Source organism: Arenimonas sp., from assembly GCF_047602345.1.
In the GTDB taxonomy this organism is placed as follows: Bacteria; Pseudomonadota; Gammaproteobacteria; order Xanthomonadales; family Xanthomonadaceae; genus Arenimonas.
Genome location: NZ_JASGHN010000006.1, coordinates 1095498 through 1115540, shown reverse-complemented (window position 1 = coordinate 1115540; position 20043 = coordinate 1095498). Strand labels below are relative to the sequence as shown.

18 protein-coding genes are annotated in these 20043 nt (G+C 66.0%); 7 read left to right on the top strand and 11 right to left on the bottom strand.

Annotated features, from left to right (window positions below):
• The 3 genes from QM707_RS09670 (at window position 1) to QM707_RS09660 (ending at window position 2221) form a co-directional block, all read left to right on the top strand.
• Complete coding sequence (locus tag QM707_RS09670) at window positions 1-717, top strand: ABC transporter ATP-binding protein (protein ID WP_415001638.1); 717 nt, start codon at window positions 1-3, stop codon at window positions 715-717.
• A 79-nt stretch (window positions 718-796) separates the two neighbouring features.
• A complete protein-coding gene (locus QM707_RS09665; RefSeq protein WP_415001637.1) occupies window positions 797-1513 on the top strand; it encodes a CoA transferase subunit A in 717 nt (238 codons plus the stop codon).
• Between the two features lie 78 nt (window positions 1514-1591).
• Window positions 1592-2221 (top strand): CoA transferase subunit B, encoded by a 630-nt coding sequence (locus tag QM707_RS09660; protein WP_415001636.1) that lies wholly within the window; start codon window positions 1592-1594, stop codon window positions 2219-2221.
• Window positions 2222-2349: 128 nt separating this feature from the next.
• Here the strand turns inward: QM707_RS09660 and QM707_RS09655 are convergent, their stop codons facing one another.
• The 4 genes from QM707_RS09655 to cysG form a co-directional block, all read right to left on the bottom strand.
• On the bottom strand, window positions 2350-3291 hold the full coding sequence (locus QM707_RS09655) for an electron transfer flavoprotein subunit alpha/FixB family protein (RefSeq protein ID WP_415001635.1): 942 nt from the start codon (window positions 3289-3291) through the stop codon (window positions 2350-2352).
• 13 nt (window positions 3292-3304) lie between these two features.
• Window positions 3305-4051: an electron transfer flavoprotein subunit beta/FixA family protein gene (locus QM707_RS09650; RefSeq protein ID WP_415001634.1), complete on the bottom strand. Its 747-nt coding sequence runs from the start codon at window positions 4049-4051 to the stop codon at window positions 3305-3307.
• Between the two features lie 164 nt (window positions 4052-4215).
• Window positions 4216-5193, bottom strand: a complete 978-nt coding sequence (cysK, locus tag QM707_RS09645) for a cysteine synthase A (protein ID WP_415001633.1) — start codon at window positions 5191-5193, stop codon at window positions 4216-4218.
• A gap of 145 nt (window positions 5194-5338) precedes the next feature.
• Window positions 5339-6769 carry a siroheme synthase CysG gene (gene cysG / locus QM707_RS09640; protein WP_415001632.1) on the bottom strand — a complete coding sequence of 477 codons (1431 nt, stop codon included), beginning with the start codon at window positions 6767-6769 and terminating at the stop codon, window positions 5339-5341.
• A 282-nt stretch (window positions 6770-7051) separates the two neighbouring features.
• Between cysG and QM707_RS09635 the strand changes: the two genes are divergently transcribed.
• Window positions 7052-8032, top strand: coding sequence for a LysR family transcriptional regulator (locus QM707_RS09635; RefSeq protein WP_415001631.1), 981 nt, complete (start codon window positions 7052-7054; stop codon window positions 8030-8032).
• Between the two features lie 162 nt (window positions 8033-8194).
• Here QM707_RS09635 and QM707_RS09630 read toward each other — a convergent pair whose 3' ends face one another.
• Genes QM707_RS09630 through QM707_RS09620 form a run of 3 tightly spaced genes read right to left on the bottom strand, consistent with a single transcriptional unit; the run spans window position 8195 to window position 12428 of the window.
• The gene (locus QM707_RS09630) at window positions 8195-8932 is read right to left on the bottom strand and encodes a phosphoadenylyl-sulfate reductase (protein WP_415001630.1); all 738 of its coding nucleotides are present in this window, start codon (window positions 8930-8932) and stop codon (window positions 8195-8197) included.
• Window positions 8929-10629 (bottom strand): assimilatory sulfite reductase (NADPH) hemoprotein subunit, encoded by a 1701-nt coding sequence (gene cysI, locus QM707_RS09625; RefSeq protein WP_415001629.1) that lies wholly within the window; start codon window positions 10627-10629, stop codon window positions 8929-8931. The genes QM707_RS09630 and cysI overlap by 4 nt, the downstream gene beginning before the upstream one ends.
• Complete coding sequence (locus tag QM707_RS09620; protein ID WP_415001628.1) at window positions 10629-12428, bottom strand: assimilatory sulfite reductase (NADPH) flavoprotein subunit; 1800 nt, start codon at window positions 12426-12428, stop codon at window positions 10629-10631. The genes cysI and QM707_RS09620 overlap by 1 nt, the downstream gene beginning before the upstream one ends.
• Window positions 12429-12573: 145 nt before the next feature.
• Between QM707_RS09620 and QM707_RS09615 the strand changes: the two genes are divergently transcribed.
• Genes QM707_RS09615 through cysN form a run of 3 tightly spaced genes read left to right on the top strand, consistent with a single transcriptional unit; the run spans window position 12574 to window position 16145 of the window.
• Window positions 12574-13320 (top strand): sulfite exporter TauE/SafE family protein, encoded by a 747-nt coding sequence (locus tag QM707_RS09615; RefSeq protein WP_415001627.1) that lies wholly within the window; start codon window positions 12574-12576, stop codon window positions 13318-13320.
• Window positions 13321-13335: 15 nt separating this feature from the next.
• Window positions 13336-14247, top strand: coding sequence for a sulfate adenylyltransferase subunit CysD (cysD, locus tag QM707_RS09610; RefSeq protein WP_415001626.1), 912 nt, complete (start codon window positions 13336-13338; stop codon window positions 14245-14247).
• Window positions 14247-16145 carry a sulfate adenylyltransferase subunit CysN gene (gene cysN / locus QM707_RS09605; protein WP_415001625.1) on the top strand — a complete coding sequence of 633 codons (1899 nt, stop codon included), beginning with the start codon at window positions 14247-14249 and terminating at the stop codon, window positions 16143-16145. The genes cysD and cysN overlap by 1 nt, the downstream gene beginning before the upstream one ends.
• 104 nt (window positions 16146-16249) lie before the next feature.
• Here cysN and QM707_RS09600 read toward each other — a convergent pair whose 3' ends face one another.
• The 4 genes from QM707_RS09600 to QM707_RS09585 all read right to left on the bottom strand — a co-directional run bounded on the left by QM707_RS09600 (window position 16250) and on the right by QM707_RS09585 (window position 19973).
• A complete protein-coding gene (locus QM707_RS09600; protein ID WP_415001624.1) occupies window positions 16250-17149 on the bottom strand; it encodes an ATP-grasp domain-containing protein in 900 nt (299 codons plus the stop codon).
• Window positions 17150-17610: 461 nt separating this feature from the next.
• The gene (locus QM707_RS09595; RefSeq protein WP_415001623.1) at window positions 17611-18198 is read right to left on the bottom strand and encodes an SGNH/GDSL hydrolase family protein; all 588 of its coding nucleotides are present in this window, start codon (window positions 18196-18198) and stop codon (window positions 17611-17613) included.
• A gap of 5 nt (window positions 18199-18203) precedes the next feature.
• Window positions 18204-19454 carry a pyridoxal phosphate-dependent aminotransferase gene (locus QM707_RS09590; protein ID WP_415001622.1) on the bottom strand — a complete coding sequence of 417 codons (1251 nt, stop codon included), beginning with the start codon at window positions 19452-19454 and terminating at the stop codon, window positions 18204-18206.
• Window positions 19455-19544: 90 nt separating this feature from the next.
• The gene (locus QM707_RS09585) at window positions 19545-19973 is read right to left on the bottom strand and encodes a DUF4345 family protein (RefSeq protein WP_415001621.1); all 429 of its coding nucleotides are present in this window, start codon (window positions 19971-19973) and stop codon (window positions 19545-19547) included.
• Between the last annotated feature and the right edge of the window lie 70 nt (window positions 19974-20043).

Genomic DNA, 20043 nt, shown 5'->3' with positions numbered 1-20043 from the left:
ATGGCCGCGATCTCGCTCGAACGCTGCAGCCTCGACCTGCCGATCTACGGCACGATCAACCGTTCGCTGAAGGGCGCGATCATGAGCGGCGTGACCGGCGGTTCGATCGCGCACGCCTCGCGCCGAGTCAGCGTCGTCGAAGCGGTGAAGGAGGTTTCGCTGGAGCTGCGCGATGGCGATCGCCTCGGCCTCGTAGGACACAACGGCGCCGGCAAGACCAGCCTGCTCAAGCTGATGGCGGGCATCTATACGCCGAGCTCGGGGCGCTGCGACGTGCAAGGCCGTCGCGTCAGCCTGCTCGACATGACGATGGGCCTGGACATGGAGGCCACCGGCCTGGAGAACATCCGGCTGCGCGGCCTGATGCAGGGCCTCGATCGCCAGCAGTTGCGCGAGCTGACGCCGGCCATCTGCGAATTCTCCGGCCTCGGCGAATTCCTCCGACTGCCGGTGCGCACTTATTCCAGCGGCATGCTGCTGCGTCTGGCCTTCGCCATCGTCAGCCAGGTGGAGGCCGAGGTGCTGCTGATGGACGAGTGGATCGGTGTCGGCGATGCCGACTTCATGCGCCAGGCCGACAAACGCCTGCACGAACTGGTCGACAAGGCGAACATCCTCGTGCTCGCCAGCCACAACGCCGACCTGGTGCGCGATGTCTGCAACCTCGTGGCCCGCCTGGAGCACGGGCGCCTGGTGGCGCTGGATCGTACCGGCTGAGTTTCCGGCGGACGCACAGGCGCGCAAGGTAGGGCGGTCGCGATAGAATCCGTTTCTCCCGACACGCCGAGTTTCCGCCATGGCCGACGCCGCCCGACGTTCCGACAAGGTCTATCCCGACGCCGCCACGGCCCTGCGCGACATCGTCAAGGACGGGCAGACACTGGCGGTCGGTGGCTTCGGCCTCTGCGGCATTCCCGAAGCACTGATCGCCGCGTTGCGCGATTCCGGTGCGAAGGGCTTGACCGCCATCTCCAATAATGCCGGCGTCGATGGTTTCGGCCTTGGCATGCTGCTGGCCACGCGACAGATCAAGAAAATGATCTCGTCCTACGTCGGCGAGAACAAGGAATTCGAGCGGCAGTATCTCGCTGGCGAACTCGAACTCGAATTCAACCCGCAGGGCACGCTGGCCGAGCGCCTGCGCGCCGGCGGCGCCGGCATCCCGGCATTCTTCACGCGCACCGGCTACGGCACCATCGTCGCCGAGGGCAAGGAAACGCGCGAGTTCGACGGCCACCACTACGTGATGGAAACGGCGCTGAAGGCCGATGTCTCACTGGTGAAAGCCTGGAAGGCGGATCGCTCCGGCAATCTCGTGTTCCGCAAGACCTCGCGCAACTTCAATCCGGCCTGCGCGATGGCCGGCAAGGTCTGCGTGGCCGAAGTCGAGCAGATCGTCGAGGTTGGTGCGATCGATCCCGACAATGTGCATCTGCCAGGCATCTACGTCGATCGCATCGTGCTGAACGCCTCTCCCGAGAAGCGAATCGAACAGCGAACCGTGCGGGCTTGACCGCGCCGTTTGCACGACACCCAGTGCGTATCGGGCAAGCAGTGCCACGCGCCACTAACGAAACCGAGAGGTAACACAATGCCCTGGACCCGCGATCAAATGGCGCAGCGCGCCGCCAAGGAACTCAGCGACGGCGCCTACGTCAACCTCGGCATCGGCCTGCCGACCCTGGTGGCGAATTTCATTCCCGAGGGCATGGACGTCTGGCTGCAGAGCGAGAACGGCCTGCTCGGCATCGGGCCGTTCCCGACCGAAGCCGAAGTCGATGCCGACCTGATCAATGCCGGCAAGCAGACGGTGACCGCGCGCGAAGGCGCCAGTTTCTTCGGCAGCCACGACTCCTTCGCGATGATCCGCGGCGGCCATATCGATCTCGCCATCCTCGGCGCGATGCAGGTGACGCACACCGGCGACCTGGCCAACTGGATGGTGCCGGGCAAGATGGTCAAGGGCATGGGCGGCGCGATGGATCTCGTCGCCGGCGTCAAGCGCGTCGTCGTGTTGATGGAACACACGGCGAAAGGCGGCGAACACAAGATCCTGCCGGAATGCACGCTGCCGTTGACCGGCGTCGGCGTGGTGAATCGCATCATCACCGAACTCGCCGTGCTCGACGTGACGCCGAATGGCCTGGTGCTGGTCGAGACGGCGCCGGACGTGAGCGAGGATGAGTTGCGCGAGAAAACCGGCGTTCCGATTGAAGGTTGATGGTGTGTGGTTGGTGGTTGATGGTTGGGAGCAGGTGCTTTTCACCACCAACCACTCACCACGAACCACCAACCAAGAAAAACGGCCGCTTTCGCGGCCGTTTTCTTTCGCAACAACGAAGCCGCGGATCAGCCCAACGCCGCTTCCAGCTCGGGCACCAGCGTGAACAGGTCGCCGACGAGGCCGATGTCGGCGATCTCGAAGATCGGCGCATCGCCGTCCTTGTTGATGGCCACGATCGTGCCCGCATCCTTGATGCCGGTCAGGTGCTGGATGGCGCCGCTGATGCCGATGGCGACATAGAGTTCCGGCGCGATGATCTTGCCGGTCTGGCCGACCTGCATGTCGTTCGGCACGTAACCGGCGTCGACCGCCGCGCGCGAGGCACCGACGCCGGCGCCCATCTTGTCGGCCAGCGAGTAGATAATCTTGAACGCATCGGACGAACCGAGCGCGCGACCGCCGGAGACGACCTTGCTCGCGCTCTGCAGGTCGGGGCGATCGGACTTGCCCTGCTGCAGCTCGACGAAACGCGTATGCGTCGGCAGCGCGACCGACACGGCCAGCGATTCAACCGAAGCGTTGCCGCCTTCGCCCGCCGCCGGCCACGAGGCCGTGCGCACGGTGCCGACGACAGTCTGGTCGCCCGGGGTGGTGACGGTGATGATGGCGTTGCCGGCGTAGATCGGCCGCTTGAACGTATGCGCGCCATCGACGGCGGAAATGTCCGATACCTGGGCGACGCCGAGCAGGGCGGCGACGCAGGGCATCAGGTCCTTGCCGAAGGTCGTGCTCGGACCGAGCACGTGCGAATAACCCTTCGCGGCTTCGGCGATCTGCGGGGCCAGCACTTGCGCGAGCGCATGCGCATTGGCCGGATTCGCGACGGTCAGCACTTTGCCGACGCCGGCGATCTTCGCGGCTTGCGCGGCGACGGCCTCGGGCGCGTCGGCCAGCACGAGCACATCGATGCTTTCGGCCTTGAAAGCCTGCGCGCAGGTGACGCAGCGCGCGGTGGAGGAGTTGAGTTTGCCGCCCAGGTGTTCGGCGATGATCAGGACTTTGCTCATGTCGTTCTCCTAATTACGCCAGGCCCTTGGCCTTCAATGCCGCGACCAGTTCGGCCACGTCCTTCACCATCACGCCCTTGCTGCGCTTCGCCGGCGGCGCATAGTTCGTCGTGGAAAGATGATCGCCGCTGGTCACGCCGAGATCGGCGAACGCGATCGTCTCCAGCGGTTTGCTCTTCGCCTTCATGATGTCGGGCAGCTTGATGAAGCGCGGCTCGTTCAGGCGCAGGTCGGTGGTGACCACGGCTGGCAGATCCACTTCAAGGACTTCGAGGCCGGCATCGACTTCGCGCGTCACGCGCGCCTTCTGGCCGTCGAGTTCGAGCTTGCTGGCGAAGGTCGCCTGCGGACGGCCCCAGAGCGTGGCCAACATCTGACCGGTCTGATTGCAGTCGTCGTCGATCGCCTGCTTGCCGAGGATGACGAGGCCGGGCTGTTCCTTCTCGATCAGCTTCAGCATCGCGCGCGCGGCGGTCAGCGGCTGCACGGCGCTGTCGGTGACGACGTGGATCGCGCGGTTCGCGCCCATCGCCAGACCGTTGCGCAGGTGCGCCTGGCAATCGGCGGGGCCGAGCGTGGCGACGATCACTTCGGTCGCCAGGCCCTTGTCGCGGATGCGCAGCGCTTCTTCCAACGCGATGTCGTCGAACGGGTTGGCGGAGAGCTTGACGCCCTCGGTCACCACGCCCGAGCCATCGGGTTTGACCTGGATGCGGACGTTGTAGTCCACGACGCGTTTGTAGCCGACCAGAATCTTCATCGTTGCAGCGTTCCTGTGGGACAGGCCCGTGTCCGGCGGAAGCCGGGGACGGGATCAAAGGGAACGCCGATTCTACCTGCTGAGGCCGTGCGCCGCAGTATCCGAGCCCGTGTCGCGGTCTCTATCGCACGAAAAATCAGTGACTTAAGCAGAGACGCCGCATCTCAGGCGGCGATCGCCTCGGCCTCCAGTGCGGCCAGCCAGGCATCGTCGGAACCCTCGGCGACATCCTCGAACAGGACCGTGGACAGATAGCGCTCGCCGGTATCGGGCAGCATCGCCAGCAGGACCGAGCCTTCCGGGGCGTCCTCGGCAACGCGGAGGGCCGCCGCGATCGTGGCGCCGGCCGACAGGCCGACGAAGAGTCCTTCCTCGCGCGCCAGGGCTCGCGCCGTATCGCGTGCAAGCAGGTCGTCAACGGGAAGGATGCGATCGATCACATCGCGATTCAGCACCGCAGGAACGAAATCCGGCGTCCATCCCTGGATCTTGTGCGGTTGCCATGCCGCGCCGGACAGCAGGGCCGCCGCCGCGGGTTCGGAGGCGATGACGCGCACCTCGGGACGCGCGAGTTTCAAGGCTTCGCCGACGCCGGTGATCGTGCCGCCGGTGCCCCAGCCGCTGACGAAATAATCCAGGCGTTTCCCGGCGAAGTCGCGCAGGATTTCCGGCCCGGTCGTCTGACGATGCCAGGCAGGATTCGCCTCGTTCTCGAATTGCCGTGCAAGGAACCAGCCGTGCTTTTCCGACAACTCCTTAGCCCGCCGTACCATGCCGCTGCCGCGTTCGGCCGCCGGCGTCAGGATGACCTTGGCGCCGTAGGCACGCATCAGCTTGCGACGCTCGATGGAAAAGGTTTCCGTCATCACCGCGACGAAGGGATAACCACGCGCGGCCGCGACCATCGCCAGGGCGACGCCGGTATTCCCGGACGTCGCTTCGACTATGGTCTGGCCGGGACGCAATGCGCCGCGTCGTTCGGCATCGAGCACGATGGCCAGCGCCAGTCGGTCCTTGACCGAACCGCCGGGGTTGAAGGCTTCGACCTTCGCGTACAGCGTCACATGTGTCGGTGCGAGCCGATGCAGACGGACGATGGGCGTCTCGCCGATGGTGTCGAGGATGCTGTCGTGCAATGACATGGGAACTCCTGGGAAGAAAACCGTCGCCCCGCGAAGGGAGAGAACCATGGATGCCTTGCGCTGCAGGGATGGACAACGCAGGGGGTGAGCTTTTCGCGGGACGACGAAAGCAAAGAGGGAATCTCTTGAGTCGGATCGTTCCGGATCAGGCGGCTTCGGCCAGGGGCGAGGGCAGCGATTCGGCGCCCAGCGGTGGCGAGCCGAACCAGTGCAGGCGTTCGGCCATCGCCGCCGTTTCGCCGAGGAGCAGCAGGGCCGGAGAACGCACGCCATGCGCTCTTGCGCGTTCCGGCAGCTCGACCAGCCGACCGACGATGACGCGCTGTCCCGGATGCGAGCCGTTTTCAACCAATGCGAACGGCGTCGCCGGATCGCGGCCGTGTTCGATCAGGCGATCGCGCCATTCGCCCAGGTTCGCCACGCCCATGTAGACGGCCAGCGTTTGTCGCGCTGGCGCCAACGCGATCCAATCCGGCGGAGACTCGTCGTCCTTCACATGCGCCGTGATCAACTGAACGGACTGGGCATGTTCGCGATGCGTCAGCGGAACGCCGGCGTAGGCCGCGCAGGCCAAAGCGGCGCTGATGCCCGGCACCACGTCGTAGGCGATGTCGTGCTCTCGCAGGAACTCCAACTCTTCGCCGCCACGACCGAAGACGAAGGGGTCGCCGCCTTTCAGCCGCACCACGCGCTTGCCCGCGCGGGCATGGTCCAGCATCAGTGTGTGGATCTGTTCCTGCGTGACATGGTGATGGCCCGATTCCTTGCCGACTTCGACGCGTTCGGCATCGCGACGCGCCAACGCCAATATCTGCTTGCTGACGAGCCGGTCGTGCAGGATGACATCGGCTTCGTTCAATCTCCGCAATGCGTGCAAGGTCAGCAGACCCGGATCGCCGGGGCCGGCGCCGACCAACGAAACACTGCCGGATGCCGAGTCCTCGTCCTTCGACAGCAGACGCCTGAGCGCGCGTTCCGCGGCGACGTCATCGTGACGGCGCAAGTGCGCGGCGACGTCTCCCTCGATCGCCCGCGTGAAGAATCGACGACGCCTCGCGAGATACGGGAAGCGCCGGCGGATGCGCTGGCGAAAGCGCGAGAACAACAGCGCCAATGCACCCCAGGAAGCGTCGATCTGGGTTTCGAGTTGCTCGCGCAGGTGCCGGGCCAACATCGGCGCATGGCCGCCGCTGGAAATGGCGATCTGCAGCGGGCCGCGTTCGACGCGTGCCGGTACATGGAAGGCCGAGCGCCGCGCATCGTCGACGATGTTCACCCAGACGCGACGGACCTCGCCGGCGTCGGCGACGGCACGATTGACGGCCTCGTCGTCGGTCGCGGCGATCGCCAGCCAGGCGCCGTCTAGCCATCGTGGTTCGAACTTGTCCGCGACGTGCTCGACGTGCCCTTCGGCGGACAGTCGGGTGAGTTCCGGTTCCAGCGCGGGTGCGACGATACGAAGACGCGCACCGGCTTCGATCAAGGTCAAGGCCTTGCGCCGCGCCACTTCGCCGCCGCCGACGATCAGCACGTCGCGGCCTTTCAGGTCGGCGAAAATCGGGAACAGGGCGCTCATGCTTGGGTCCGGGCGAAGGTCAGGGCTCCGACCCTAGGCAGGTTCGCGCCGGCGCGGAAATGGCGGCTGATCCTGTGCTTATGCCGCGCCGTCATGAGCGATACGCACTGCCGACTGGACGCGGCTGCACGCCTGCGATAGTTTGGCCATGAGCCCGGGAACGCCGGGCGTCCAAGACCCGATTCTTCCGAAGCCCATGTCCCTGCGTTCGTTCCCGATGTGTTGTCGCATGCCCGCGTTCACCCGCGCCGCCTGCCTGCGACCACTCTCGGGACGACCCAGATGACCCTGACACAGCTTCGTTACCTCGCCGCCATCGCCGATTCCGGCCTGAACATCACCCAGGCCGCCGAACGCGTTCATGCCACCCAACCCGGCCTGTCGAAACAGCTCAAGCAGTTCGAGGACGAACTCGGCTTCCTGCTGTTCGCGCGCAAGGGCCGCAGCTTGGAATCGATCACACCCGCCGGCGAACGCGTCTTGGCGCACGCGCGGCGTATCCTGGACGAGGCGGCCAACATCCGTTCGTACGCCGCCAACGAGCGCGGCGATCACGTCGGCCGACTCGTATTGGCAACGACGCATACGCAGGCACGGCACGTATTGCCCTGGGCCATCGCCGAGATCAAGCGCGCCTTTCCGCGCGTCAGCGTTCACTTGCAGCCAGTCGGCGATGGCGAGGTGCTGGAGCGTCTTGCGCGCGGCGAGGCGGATTTCGCCGTCGTCAGTACTTCGGGCGAAACGCCGGAGGGCGGCCTCGCGGTTCCGTTGTATCGCTGGCGCCGCCTTGTGCTGGTGCCGCGCGCACATGATTTCGCGCGCCTGGGTCGGGCGCCGAGCCTGGCCGAACTCGCGCGCGAACCGCTGGTGAGTTACGAATCCTCGACGCGCGCCGATTCTTCCTTCCAGCGCAGTTTCGCTGCTGCCGGACTGCGCCCGACCGTGTCGATGACGGCCCGCGATGCCGACCTGATCAAGACCTATGTGCGCGCCGGACTCGGCGTCGGCTTGTTGGCGGAAATGGCGGTGGGCGTCGGCGACGATGACCTGGTCGCCCTGCCCGCGCTGGACTTCGCCGAATGCGTCACCTGGGCGGTGTTGCCGCGTGAACGCGTACTGCGCGACTACGCGCTGGAGCTGCTGAAGACGCTGGCACCGCAGCTCGATCGCCGCGACCTGCGCCGTGCGCTGGAAGGCAATGGTGATGCGCATTGGTCGTCACCGCCGGCCTGGAGCGAGTTGGGGCAGGCGATAAGCGTGTGACTGTTTGATGGTTCGTGGTGAGTGGTTGGTGGCAAGCAGGGCGGCTTCTACCACCGACCATCAACTACCAACTACCAACCCGATTCGGTTCGGTGATGGTTCGTGATGTGCGGTTGGCAGTGCAGCTTTCATCGCCCACCATCAACCACTCACCACGAACCATCAACCACCCACCACCAACCCGCCTTCATGCAGACCGCACTCGCGTTTCAACCCGAAGAACCGGGTGTCTTCCTCGCGCATGCCTGGCTCCCAGCGGCGCGTGCTGTGCACGTCGCCTATCGAGACATAACCTTCGTGCCAGAGCGGGTGGTAGGGCAGGTCGTGTCGTTGCAGGTACTGCCAGACATCGCGATCGCTCCAGTCCGCGATCGGATGCAGTTTCCAGCGGCCGTCCTGCAGTTCCAGGAAATCGATGCCTGCGCGCGTGCTCGATTGCGAGCGGCGCAGCCCGGCGATCCAGGTGCGCACGCCGAGTTCGCGCAAGGCGCGCTGCATCGGCTCGATCTTGCGCAGGCGGTTGTAGCGCGCGAGGCCGTCGATGCCCTGTTCCCACAAGCGACCGTGCCGCGCTTCCATCCAGGCGATGCCGATCTGCGGGCGATACACCTTCAGGTTCAGCGACAGCCGCTCGCTCATCGTATCGACGAAGGCGTAGGTTTCCGGAAACAGATAGCCGGTGTCGATCAGGATTACCGGAAGATCGGGCTTCTGCTGCGAGGTGAGATGCAGGGACACGGCCGCCTGCGCGCCGAAACTGGAGGACAGCGCGTGCGTGCCGGAGAGATTGTCCAGCGCCCAGGCGATGCGCTCCTCCGCGCGCAGGCCGCCGAGCCAGCGATTGAGTTCGACCAGCGAACGTGCCGATTCGGCGGCAGCGACGGGATCAGGCGGGCTCATGCGACCAGTTCCGTGTCGATACGCCGCGAGGCGAGTGCGCCGCTGCGAACGAGGTAGTCGCCGAAACGCTCGCCCTGCTCGCGCTCGTGGGCATATGCGACGAGCAAGGGATCGAGCGCGGCCAAGATCCCCGCTTCGTCGATGTTCTCGCGATACAGGCGATTCAGGCGCTGGCCGCGGTGATCCGCGCCCAGCATCAGGTTGTAACGCCCCGGCGCCTTGCCGACCAGGGCGATTTCGCCCAGATACGGCCGCGAGCAACCGTTCGGGCAACCGCTGAGGCGTAGGTGGATCGGTTCGCCTTGCAGGCCGTGCTTTTCCAACAGCGCTTCGAAACGATCGAGGAAATCCGGCAGGTAGCGCTCGGCCTCGGCCATCGCCAACCCGCAGGTGGGCAGCGCGACGCAGGCCAGGGCGAGTCGGCGCGTCGGCAAATCGCGGCGAAAACGGTCGAGGCCGTGCTGCTGGATCAGGGTATCGATCGCCGCGACCTGCGTACCGGCAATGCCGGCGATCAGCAGGTTCTGGTTCGGCGTCAGGCGGAACTCGGGCCTGCCTTCGACATCGTCCAGCAACAGCAGTGCGATCTCGCGCAGTCCGTTGAGAAACGACGCGCCGTCGTGGTCTTGGATACGCCCTGCCAGGATTCGAAGGCCGAGACTCCAGCGGCCGTCAGTCTGCTGTCGCCAGCCGAAGCGATCGCCATTGTGTTCGAATGCGTGCGCGCGCAATGGTTCCAGCGCGAAGCCGGCGCGGCGTTCCACTTCGGCCTTGAACGCGTCCAGCCCGCGATCGTCGATGGTGTACTTTAGGCGTGCGCGTTTGCGCACGACGCGGTTTCCCCAGTCGCGCTGCGTGGTGACCACCGCTTCGGCCACCGCATTGACTCGGTCCGGCGTGATGAAGCCGATCGCATCGGCCAGGCGCGGATAGGTTTCCGCATCGCCGTGCGTCGCGCCCATGCCGCCGCCGACGGTGACGTTGTAACCGAGCAGTTGATCGTTCGTATCCAGAACGGCGATGAAGCCGAGGTCCTGCGCGAACACGTCCACGTCGTTGTCCGGCGGAATGGCGAAACCGATCTTGAACTTGCGCGGCAGATAGAATTCGCCATAGATGGGCTCGTCTTCTTCGCCGCCGACGATGCATTCCTCGTCCAGCCAGATCTCGTGGTAGGCGCGCGAACGCGGCAGCAGGTGCGCCGACAAGGTGACGGCCTGCGCCTGCACGCGGGCGTGTGCTTTGGTCGGGCGCGGATTGGCCGAGACGGCGATATTGCGGTTGACATCGCCGCAGGCGGCGAGCGTATCGATCAAGGCGGCATTGATCGCCTGCATCGTCGCCTTCAGTTCGCGTTTGATCACGCCATGGAACTGGAAGGCCTGGCGCGTGGTGATGCGCAGGCCGCGCTCGGCCCAGGTCGTGGCGATATGGTCGAGCTGCAGCCATTGCGCCGGCGTCACCACGCCGCCGGGCGTGCGCGTGCGGATCATGAAGCTGTGCGCCGGCTCGAGTTTCTGGCGGCGGCGCTCCTCGCGCAGGTCGCGGTCGTCCTGTTGGTAGCTGCCGTGGTACTTGATGAGTGTCTGGTCGGCCTCGGCCAAGGCGCCGGTGACCGGATCGGCCAGCGAAGCGAGAAGGCTGCCGCGCAGGCGCCGGCTGTCGCGCTTGATGTCTTCGACGGAGTGCGCGTTCATCAGTACACGTCCCGGGCATAACGGCCCTGTTGCTGCAACTGCTTCAGGAAGTCGGCCGCCGCATCGGGCGATAGCGCGCCCTGCGTCGCGATCAGTTCAAGCAGGGACGCATGCACATCGCGGCCCATTACGACCGATCCGCAGACGTACAGGTGTGCGCCGTCGCGCAGCCAGGCGAACAGTTCGCTGGCCCGTTCGCGCAAACGCTGCTGGACGTAGGTCCTGTCCCCGCCATCGCGCGAAAAGGCCAGATCCAATCGATGCAACTGGCCCTGCTTTAGCGCGCGCTGCCATTCGAGCTGGTAGAGGAAGTCGCTGCGCGCATGCGGTGCGCCGAAGAACAGCCAGTTCCTGCCGGTTGCTCCGATGGCGCCGCGTTCCTGCACGAATCCGCGGAAGGGTGCGACGCCGGTGCCGGGACCGATCATGATGATGTCGCGGGCCCCGTCCTTCGGCTGGCGGAAGCGCTCGTTGCGTTCCAGGTGTATCGATGCGTGGCCACCGATCCCGCGCGAGGCGAGGTGGTGCGACGCCACGCCCCAGCGCGTCGCGCCTTCGTGTTCGTACTCGACGTGGGCGACCGTCAAGTGAGCCTCTTCGCCGACGATCTTGCGGCTCGACGCGATCGAATACTGCCGTGGAACCAGCGGGCGCAGCGTCGCCACCAAGTCCTGCGGCGTCCATTCGGTGCGGTGGCGCAGCAGCAGGTCGATCGGTTGCTGCTGCGCGATCAGGGCGGCCAGCGATTCGGCCTGCTCCGCGTCGAGCAGACGCAGCAAGCCCGCATCGCGCGCGCGCGCGGCCTGCGCAGCGATGAAGCCGCGCGACAGTCGCGTTAGTTCGCGCTTCTCGCTCAGCCACGTTCGCAGCGGCAGTTCGACCCCGCCCTGTTCGACCAGGGTATCGCCATCCAGTCGCAAGGTCTCGAGCACGGCATCGACCAGGCGCGGCGGATTGTTCGCATGCACGGCCAGGGCATCGCCCGGCTCGTAGTCGAGCCCCGAGCCTTCGAGCGACAGTTCGATGTGACGGATATCGCGATAGCCTCCCCGTCCGGTGATGCGCTGGTTGGCCAGCAGTTGGGCGGCGAACGGATGTTCGCGATCGATCCGGGCCGGCACCGTGCGCAGCGGCGTGACGTTCGCGATCGCAGGTTGCGGCGATGGCCCCTGCTCTTTCGAGCGTTCCAGCACCTGCGCGGTCCACGGCGCGGCGAGAGTATCGATATCGAGATCGGCATCGACGCGCGGCAGCCAACGGCTCGCCCCGAGTTCCTCGAAGCGCGCATCGAGGCGCCTGCCGATTTCGCAGAAGCGCGAATAGCTCGAATCGCCGAGGCCGAACACGGCGAAGCGCAGTTCCGGCAGCTTTGGTGCGCGCGGGCCGAGCAGGAATTCGACGAAGGCCTGCGCGTCGTCGGGCGGATCGCCGTCGCCCTGCGTGCTGATCACGAGCAGCAGATGCCTTTCGTTCTTCAGCTCGTGCAGCGGGTAGGCGTCGGCCCGTTGCAGGCGTGAGGCGATGCCGGCCGACTCAAGCGTGGCTTGCAGCGTTTCCGCCACGCGATGGGCGTTACCGGTCTGGCTGCCGTAGACGATGGTCGGGCGGAATCCGCTTTCCAGCGCGGCGGCGAGCACCAGCGGCCGAACGCTTGGCGCTGGCGGCTGGGCCCGAGCGAGGCCGGCCGCATAGCCCGATATCCACCAGAGGCTGGCGGTCTCCAAGCCCTCAGTGAGCTGCGAAAGCAAGGCCAGGCGAGGCTCGGGCAAGGGCGGGGCGGGTAAGGAAGCGGCTGACATGGGGGAGTTCCGTAGGCAGGAACCCAGCCTAGGTCGTGCAATTCGCCGGCGGAAAGGACGATGCGGCATGCCGAAATAAGCCCCGTTTATTTGCCCCGGCTGCCCTTGGCCCGGATACTCCCCTTTCCTTCGCCATGGATGGGTCATGGAGCTCCCCCCGGATTTTCTCGTCTTCGTGGCCATCGGCTTGGCCGCGCAGCTGGTCGATGGCGCGCTCGGCATGGCCTACGGGGTCACGAGCTCCAGCCTGCTACTGGCCTTCGGGCTGCCGCCGCAGCTGGCCAGCGCGAGCGTGCATGCAGCCGAGGTCGCCACCACCGGTGTCTCGGGCATCAGCCATGGCATGTTCGGCAATGTCGATTGGAAGCTGATCTGGCGCCTGGCCTTGCCCGGCATGGTCGGAGGCGCCCTCGGGGCCTGGATACTCAGTGAAATGGCGTGGCCCTGGCTGCGCATCCTGATCGCGGTCTATCTGCTGATCATCGGCGCGGTCCTGCTGGTGCGCGCCATCCGCAATCGTCGCGGCGAGCCGCATACGCGCGGTGTGTCCGTGGTCGGTTTCGGCGCCGGCCTGCTCGATGCGATCGGCGGCGGTGGTTGGGGTCCGCTGACGACGACCCAGCTGCTGGCCCGCCATCTCGAGCCTCGTATCGCCGTGGGGACCGCCAACGCGGCCGAATTCTTCGTGACGGTCGCGATATCGACGGTCTTCATCTTCACCATAGGCATCAGCCATACGCACGTCGTGCTGGGCCTTCTGATCGGCGGCGTCATTGCCGCGCCTTTCGCCGCCTGGCTGACCAAGCGCCTGCCGGCGCGCGGCCTGCTGGGCATGGTCGGCCTACTGGTGGTCGCCCTCAGCACGTACAATCTCTACCGCGCTTTTGCCTGATCCCCCGACGTTTTGATGATTCCCGCCTCCCGACTCAGCCACCTCGACCGCCTCGAAGCGGAGAGCATCCACATCCTGCGCGAGGTCGCCGCCGAGTTCCGCAACCCGGTGATGCTCTATTCCGTGGGCAAGGACAGCTCGGTGCTGTTGCACCTGCTGCTCAAGGCTTTCTATCCGGCCCGCCCGCCGATTCCCTTGCTGCACGTGGACACCACGTGGAAGTTCCGCGAGATGATCGCCTTCCGCGACCGTCGCGCCGCCGAAACCGGCATCGACCTGCGCGTGCACATCAATCCGGACGGCATTCGCCAGGGCATCGGCCCGATCACGCACGGCGCCACCGTGCATACCGACGTGATGAAGACGCAGGGCCTGAAGCAGGCGCTGGATCACTATCGTTTCGATGCCGCCATCGGCGGCGCCCGTCGCGACGAGGAGAAATCGCGCGCCAAGGAGCGCGTCTTCTCCTTCCGCACCGCGCAGCATCGTTGGGACCCGAAGAACCAGCGTCCGGAGCTGTGGAATCTCTACAACGCCCGCATCGACAAGGGCGAGAGCGTGCGCGCCTTCCCGATCTCGAACTGGACCGAGCTCGACGTCTGGCTCTACATCTATCGCGAGAAGATCCCGGTGGTGCCGCTGTATTTCGCCGCCGAACGCCCGGTGGTCGAGCGCGACGGCGCCCTGCTGATGGTCGACGACGATCGCCTGCCGCTGCGCGAGGGCGAAACGCCGATGCAGAAGAAGGTGCGTTTCCGCACGCTGGGCTGCTATCCGCTCACCGGCGCGATCGAATCCGAGGCCGACACGCTGGAATCGGTGATCGAGGAAATGCTGGTCGCCACGACGTCCGAACGCCAGGGCCGCGTGATCGACCACGATCCCTCGGCCTCGATGGAAAAGAAGAAGCAGGAAGGATATTTCTGATGGCCGTCGCCGACGAGAACATCGCCGCAACGCCGGTCACCGTCGCCGCTTACCTGAAGCAGCACGAGACCAAGGGCCTGCTGCGCTTCATCACCTGCGGCAGCGTCGACGACGGCAAGAGCACGCTGATCGGCCGCCTGCTGCATGATACCAAGCTGCTGTTCGACGACCAGTTGGCCGCGCTCGAGCGCGACAGCAAGCGCCACGGCACGCAGAACGGCGAGATCGATTTCGCCTTGCTGGTCGACGGTCTCGCCGCCGAACGCGAGCAGGGCATCACCATCGACGTGGCCTATCGTTTCTTCAGCACCGAGCAGCGCAAGTTCATCGTCGCCGACTGCCCGGGGCACGAACAGTACACCCGCAACATGGCCACCGGCGCCTCCACCGCCGACCTCGCCATCGTGCTGGTCGACGCGCGCAAGGGCCTGCTGACGCAGACGCGCCGGCACAGCTATATCGTTTCCCTGCTCGGTATCCGCCACGTGCTGCTGGCGGTGAACAAGATGGACCTGGTCGGTTTCGACCAGGGCGTGTTCGACGAGATCGTCGCCGGCTATCGCGAACTCGCGGCGCAGCTCGGCATCGCCGACGTCACCGCGATCCCGCTGTCGGCCCTGCGCGGCGACAACATGATCCTGCGCTCCGACGCGACGCCCTGGTACGACGGCCCGACCCTGCTCGAACACCTGGAAACGGTGGACGTCGGCGCCGGCGAATCGCAGGAGGGTTTCCGACTGCCGGTGCAATGGGTCTGCCGTCCCGACCAGAATTTCCGTGGTTTCGCCGGCACCGTTGCGGCGGGCGGCATCCGCCCGGGCGACGAAGTCGTGGCCCTGCCGTCGGGCCGGCGCTCGCGCGTGCAGCGCATCGTCACCGCCGACGGCGACCTCGCCCAGGCGCAGGAAGGCCAGGCGATCACGCTGACGCTGACCGACGAGCTCGACATCAGTCGCGGCGACGTCATCGCCGATATCGCGCATCCGCCGCAGATCGCCGACCAGTTCGCCGCGCACGTGTTGTGGATGAGCGATGCCCCCCTGTTGCCCGGTCGCCGCTACTGGCTGAAGGTCGGTGCGCGCACCGTCAACGCCACCGTCACCGAGATCAAGCACAAGGTCGACATCAACACCCAGGAACCACTGGCGGCGAAGTCGCTGGACCTCAACGAAGTCGGTTTCTGCAACCTGTTCCTGGACCAGGACATCGCTTTCGAGCCGTATCGCGAGAACCGCACGCTCGGCGGCTTCGTCCTGATCGATCGCCAGACGAACGCGACGGTCGCGGCCGGCACGCTGGAGTTCGCGCTGCGCCGCGCCGGCAATATCCACTGGCAGCATCTGGACGTTACCCGGCAATCGCGCGCGGCGCTGAAGCAGCAGCAGGCGCGCTGCCTGTGGTTCACTGGCCTGTCGGGCTCGGGCAAGTCGACGATCGCGAACCTGGTGGACAAGCGCCTGCATGCGCTCGGTCACCACACCTACATCCTCGACGGCGACAACGTGCGGCACGGCCTGAACAAGGACCTCGGGTTCACCGACGAGGATCGCGTGGAGAACATCCGCCGCGTGGCCGAAGTCGCGAAGCTGATGACCGACGCCGGCCTGATCGTACTGGTGTCCTTCATCTCGCCGTTCCGCGCCGAACGTCGCATGGCCCGCGACCTGTTCCCGTCGGGCGAATTCCTCGAGGTCTTCGTCGATACGCCGCTGGAACTATGCGAACAGCGCGACGTGAAGGGTTTGTACCGCAAGGCGCGCGCCGGCGAGCTGAAGCATTTCACCGGCATCGACTCGCCGTACGAGACGCCGGAATCGCCGGAGTTCCATCTGCACACGGAAACCGACGCCGCCGAAGTGCTGGCGCAGCGTATCGTCGAGCGCCTGTTGCGCGAATAAGTCGAGAGGCGTTCGTTGCAATCGTAGGCTGGGCTGGCAAGTCCAGCCTCCAATATCCGCGTGAAGCAAGCTGGGCTTATTAGCCCAGCCTACGCCAACCAAGCCTACGCGAGGCGCTTCTTCAGGCTCTTGGCGAACTTGTCCGCCGCCTTGGCGTCGTGCAGGAAGAACAGCGAGGGCTCGGTCAATTCGAGTTCCAGCAATACCGGCGCGCCGCTTTGATCGCGGATCAGGTCTACGCGCGCATAAGCCAAAGGCCCTTTGTTGCCGAACAGTTTCGGTAGCGCGGCCAGGGCGGCCTTCGCGACCTGCAGTTCGTCCTTGCCGGGTTTACGCGCCGTGATTTCTTCCGGCGCGAATAGCAGTTCGGTCGGGCCTTCGTCGCGACGCAGCAGTGGGCCTTTGCGTATGGCATGGCTGAACTGGCCGTCGAAGAACATCAACGCGGTCTCGCCCGCTTCGTCCACCGCAGGCAGGTAGGGCTGTAGCAAGACGCTGCGATCCTCCGACAGCAGCCGCGCAACGTGTTTCTCCGCGGCGGCCTGTTGCGCACGCGAGTAACGCTGCGCATCGCGCGAACCGGCGCCGATGGCGGGTTTGGCGACGAATTCGGCAGCATCGGGAAAGTCGGCCAGGAAATTCCGCACCGCCTTTGCGGCATCTTCGCCCGGTTCGGCGAAACGGCTGGGCACCACCGGCACGTTCGCGCGCCGCAGTTCGTCGAGGTAGTGCTTGTCGGTGTTGTGCCGGATCACCGGCAGGGGATTGAGCAGTTTCGTCTTTTCGCCGATGCGTTCGGCCCAGGCGAGGAACTCCGGCAGGCGCTCGGCGTAGTCCCAGGGCGAACGCAGCACGGCTGCGTCGAAACGCGCCCAGGAAACGCTGGTATCGTCCCAGGCCAGGATCGGCGCTTCGATGCCGTTGGCCTGCAGCGCCTGCTGCAGCGGCGCCAGATCCTCATCCAGCGCGAAAGCGGCGATGGCGGTAACGAGGGCGATCTTCATGCGCCGATTCTCCCATATCCTCAGAGGGAGTGTAGGAGCGACGCAAGTCGCGACCATTCGCGTTCGCCTCAATGCGTAGGAGCGATGGCAATCGCGACCGTTTGGCTGCGCCGCCGCATTTGCCTGCCGGCGGCCCTACTTTTTGTTATGGCAAAAAGTAGGCAAAAACCATTGCGCCCGACGCTCGCCGGCTCGAAGTCCTTTCTCGCCGTACCCTACGCTTCTCGCCGTCCGCGGGCCGGCCCGAACTCGCGCATCCCTGCGCTCGGACAGTCGGGCCTTTCCCCCGCGGCCAGCTCCGATGCTCGGCTCGCTTTAGGGCGCGTTTGTTGCACTAGTACCGCGCTTCCTGCGCTGGGTCAGATTGGCTCGAAGTTCTGAGCCAAAATCGCCGCCGGCAGGGCAAATGCTTCGCAAGGACACTGGATTTGAAGCCACCGAACAAACGGACGGCAATTCAGTTACATCGTATCCATCAAGCGCTCGACCCACAGCGCGTACATCGCGCCGGAAGGATGCAGGCCGTCGTCGGCCAGCATGTCGCGTCGCGCGCCGTAGTCGCGCGTCAGGTCGGTGATGTCGCGCCAGACGGCGCCGCGGGTTTCGCTGACGTCGCGATTGACCGCGTTGTAGTCGTCGATCTCATCGGCGATGCGTGCGAGATCGCGCTTGCCGTCGCGCGCGAACGGCGTCACGCCCCAGTCGGGAATCGACAGCACCAGTACGCGACCGGGGTCGCCGCCGGCATAGGCGGTCGCGCGTTCGAGCAGGGCGGAGAATTCCGCACGATAGTTCTGCAGATCGCGCCCACGATACTGGTTGTTGACGCCGATCAGCAGGCTGACCAGATCCCACTGGCCCAACGGCTCCAGCGCATCGATCGCCGCCGACAGTTCGTCCGTCGTCCAGCCGGTCTGCGCGATGATGCGCGGCGCGTCGATCCCCGCGCCCAGCGCGCGCAGCGCGCTCGCCCACTGGTTCGGCCAGCGCTGGTCCTCGGCGACGCCTTCGCCGATCGTGTAGGAATCGCCCAGGGCGAGGAAGCGCACCGCGGTCAGGCGACGGCGGCGCTGCGGCGCAGAGCGGCGTCGGCGTAACGACCGAGCAATCCGTCGATGCGACGGAACACTTCGCGCATCGTTTCGGCTTCCGGCAACAGGGTCACGCGGAAATGATTGCGGTAGCGCACGTTGAAGCTCGATCCCGGCACGACCAGCACGTCCTCGCTTTCCATCAGTTCCAGCGCGAAGCGATGGTCGTCGAAGCCGTCGGCGGCCGGACCGACCACGGCAGGGAAGGCGTACAAGGCCCCGGCGGGCGCGACCAGTTCGAGATGCTCGCTTTCCGCGCAGGCTTCGATCACCGCGCGACGCGTTTCGTACAGACGACCGCCTTCGACGCAGAGCGGCGTGATCGTGTCGGGGCCCGACAGCGCGCCGGGAACCGCGTACTGGCCCGGCACGTTGGCGCACAGGCGCAGGGCGCCGAGCAGGTCCATCGCGTGGTGGTAGTCGCCCAGGCGCAGCGGATCGCCCGACAGCACCGCCCAGCCCACGCGCCAACCGCAGGCGCGATGCACTTTCGACAGACCACCGAAACTGATGCAGGGATGGTCGCCGGCGAGCGGCGCCAACGGCTGGAACGTCGCCTCGTCGTAGACGATGCCGTCGTAGATCTCGTCGGCCATCAGCAGCAGGCCGTGCCTGGTCGCGATCGCGACGAGCTGCTCGAGCAGGGCGCGCGGATAGGCGGCGCCGCTGGGATTGTTCGGATTGATGATGACCAGCGCGCGCGTGCGCGGCGTCACCAGCGCTTCGACCTGCGCCGGGTCGGGCAGGAAACCGTTTTCCGGGCGGCAGTCGTAGTGCACCGCCTTGCCGTCATTGAGGATGGTCGCGGCCGTCCACAGCGGGTAGTCGGGACTCGGCACCAGGACTTCGTCGCCGGGATTGAGCAGGGCGCGCAGCGAGATGTCGATCAGCTCGCTGACGCCATTGCCGACAAAGATGCGTTCCGGCACCGCGTTCGGCGTACCGCGCTGCTTGTAGTGCGCGGCGATATATTCGCGCACGGCCGGCAGGCCTTGCTGGTGCGTGTACGGATCGGTGCTCGGCAGATTGTCGGCGATGGCGCGCTGCAGATGTTCCGGCGCGCGGAACCCGAAGGCGCCGGGGTTGCCGATGTTGAGTTTGATGAGTTTCCGGCCCTGCGCTTCCAGCTCCTGGGCCCGACGAGCGAGTTCACCGCGAATTTCGTAACGGACTTCGGACAGGCGCTCGCGGGTCAATAATCGGGGGTGGGACATGGGAAGTGTCGGAAAAGGCTGGAAAAAGCAGCCCCGAGACTACCCGAAAGCGTTAAAGTTTTGTAGGCGCGACGCGGCTCGCCGACCGGCTCAGACCAGCCCGCGTTCAGCGTCGGACAAAGGCTCCGGTCCGACGATTCTCGAGGGCAGGTGAGCCAGACCCCAGCCCGCCAGCAAGGCGAAGCCCAGTTCCCAGGCCAGGGCGTAGCCGAAGTAGGGCGTGAACTGGCCGCCCAGGCCCAGGCAGGCGAGGCGTGTCAGGCCGATGCCGGCGTTGCCGAGCATCACCACCCACAGCCCGGCCCGGCGCCAGCGGCGATGCCAGGCGGCCATGAACAGGAAAATGGCCAAACCAAGCTCCAGGCCGCCGTAGAACGCGCGCAGCTCGATCCAGCCTGCCGCGCTGGCCCGCACGCCCAAAGGTTCCAGCGCTGTCTGCGGCGAAATGGCGAGCCAGCCACCGAAGCCGAGGAAACCCAGGCCGGCCAATAGGAGAACGATGCGCGAAAAGGTCGTCATGGGCCGACTGTGCGCTCAGCCAGGTCAAGGAAAAGTGCAGATGCGGCGGCCCGTTCGCGTGGAATCCTTC